The sequence below is a fragment of the Actinoplanes sp. NPDC048791 genome (assembly GCF_040650095.1).
Classification (GTDB): Bacteria; Actinomycetota; Actinomycetes; order Mycobacteriales; family Micromonosporaceae; genus Actinoplanes.
In genome coordinates this window covers 1-2305 of record NZ_JBEZGQ010001206.1, presented here as the reverse complement: position 1 = coordinate 2305, position 2305 = coordinate 1, and the positions used below count along the sequence as shown (strand labels likewise).

General features: G+C 72.2%; 2 protein-coding genes. One reads left to right on the top strand and one right to left on the bottom strand.

Going from position 1 to position 2305, the window contains the following annotated elements; translation table 11 throughout:
* The coding region (locus AB0C29_RS44390) for a methyltransferase domain-containing protein (protein ID WP_360833824.1) at positions 1 to 305 on the bottom strand (305 nt) is incomplete at its 3' end.
* Positions 306 to 426: 121 nt separating this feature from the next.
* Here AB0C29_RS44390 and AB0C29_RS44385 point away from each other — a divergent pair.
* A partial coding sequence (locus AB0C29_RS44385) for a beta-galactosidase (RefSeq protein ID WP_360833822.1) occupies positions 427 to 2305 on the top strand: 1879 nt, incomplete at its 3' end.

Genomic DNA, 2305 nt, shown 5'->3' with positions numbered 1-2305 from the left:
GTCCGCAGGGGCAGTTCCGGCAGCGCGCCGATCACCGGCCGTACTGCCGGAAGGCGGGCCGCGGTCGCCCGGACCATGCCGGGCTCGGCGTCGACCGCCGTCACCGCCGCCCCGCGGGCCGCCGCGGCCTCACTGACCGAACCCGTGCCACAGCCCACGTCGGCGACGCGGGCCCCGGCCGCGGCCCGGACCGCGTCGAGCAGCAGCGGGACGGGGTGCGCGCACAGGCTCGCGAAGCTGCGCCGGTAGGCCTCGGCCTTGTCCCGCCACAGGTCCCGCCGATACCGGTCGTACGACTCGCTCATGGTTCCCCTTCCGGGCGGCCGCCCCGCCGCCGGACATCGGATCATCGTGGCTTGTGGACATCGGGTTTCATCGATAACTTCGGCGGGACACCCCAGACATCTGACGTTCACCGGGGATGAGATGACCAACCCACGCCGCTTGCGGCGCCGCTTCTTGCTCACCGTCGTCGCCCTGCTCGCCGCCGGTGCCGGCCTGGTCCACGCCTCCGCGGCGCCGGCCGCCCCACCCCGGGCTGCTGCCGCGCACACCATCGGCTACGACCGGTACTCGCTGATCCTCGACGGGCGGCGCACCTTCGTGTGGTCGGGGGAGTTCCACCCGTTCCGGCTGCCGAGCCCGGGCCTGTGGCGCGACGTGCTGCAGAAGATGAAGGCGACCGGCTACAACACGGTCTCCGTCTACTTCGACTGGGGTTACCACTCGCCCGCGCCCGGGGTGTACGACTTCACCGGCGTCCGCGACATGGACCGGCTGCTGGCCATCGCGGCCGAGGTCGGGCTCTACGTCATCGCGCGGCCGGGGCCGTACATCAACGCGGAGGTCGACGCGGGCGGCTATCCGGGCTGGCTGACCACCCAGGCCGGCAAGGCCCGCACCGACGCCCCGGACCATCTGGCCGCGGCCGACGAGTGGCTCACCGCCGTCGACGCCGTCATCAAGCGGCACCAGCTCACCGACGGCACCGGCACGGTGATCCTCTACCAGATCGAGAACGAGCTGGCCAACACCGCGACGACCCAGCGCACCTACATGACCCACCTGCGGGACAAGGTCCGCGCCGACGGCATCACCGTGCCGATCTTCCACAACGACAAGGGCCGCGAGGGCCGCTGGGTGCCCGCTGGTTCGGGCGTCGCCGGCACTGTGGAGGGACCCGTCGACCTGTACGCCTTCGACGGGTATCCGGGTGGCACCTGCCGTACCGATGCCACCCCGGGCAGCCCCAACACCGCGCCGGACTGGGGCATCCACGGCCCGGGCGGCGCCCGGGGCGGCGCCTCCGCGTCGCCGGACACCCCCGGCTTCACCGCCGAGTTCGGCGGCGGCTGGTTCGACTACTGGGGCAGCAACGGGACCTACCCGTGCACGGCCGTGCGGCAGGGGCCCGGCTACGAGCGGGTGTTCTACGGCACCAACATCGCCAACCGGCTGAGCATCCAGAACTTCTACATGACCTTCGGCGGCACCAGCTGGGGCTGGCTGCCGGCGCCGGTGGTCTACAGCTCCTACGACTACGGCGCGGCGATCAGCGAGGCCCGGCAGCTGCGGCCCAAGGCGCTGGCCATGAAACAGCTCGGCTCCTTCGTGCAGAGCGTCGCACCACTGACCAAGGTGGACGCCGGCCCGCCGGTGACCGCGTCGTCGGCCGCGGTGAAGCTCTACCACAACGTCAACCCCGACACCGGTACGCACTTCTACCACGCCGTGCACAACCCCTCGAACGGCACGACCAACGACACCTTCCGGTTCCCGGTCGAGACCGGCGACGGCTCGTACACCGTGCCGCAGTCCGGGCAGTTGCGGCTCGACGGGCAGGACGCCAAGATCCTCGTCGCCGGGTACGACGTCGAGGCTCAGCACCTGGTCTACTCCACCTCCGAGATCACCACCCACGCCCCGCACGGCTCCCACGGGCTGCTGGCCCTGCACGGCCGCGACGGCGAGGACGGCGAGACCGTGCTGCGGTACGCGTCCGCACCGACCGTCACGGTAACGGGCGGCACCACAGTCACCAGCACCTTCGACGCGACCACCGGCGACCTGCGGCTCAACTACACCCACACCGGCCTGGCCCAGGTACGCATCACCGGCGGCGGCCGCCCACCCCTGCTGCTCCTGCTCGCCGCGGACAGCGTCGCCGACACCATCTGGCGGCTCGACACCGCTGCCGGGCCGGTGCTCGTACGCGGACCGGCGCTGGCCCGTACCGCCGAGGTCCGGGGCCGCACCGTGCACCTGACCGGCGACACCGCCGCCGCGACCGACCTCGAGATCTGGG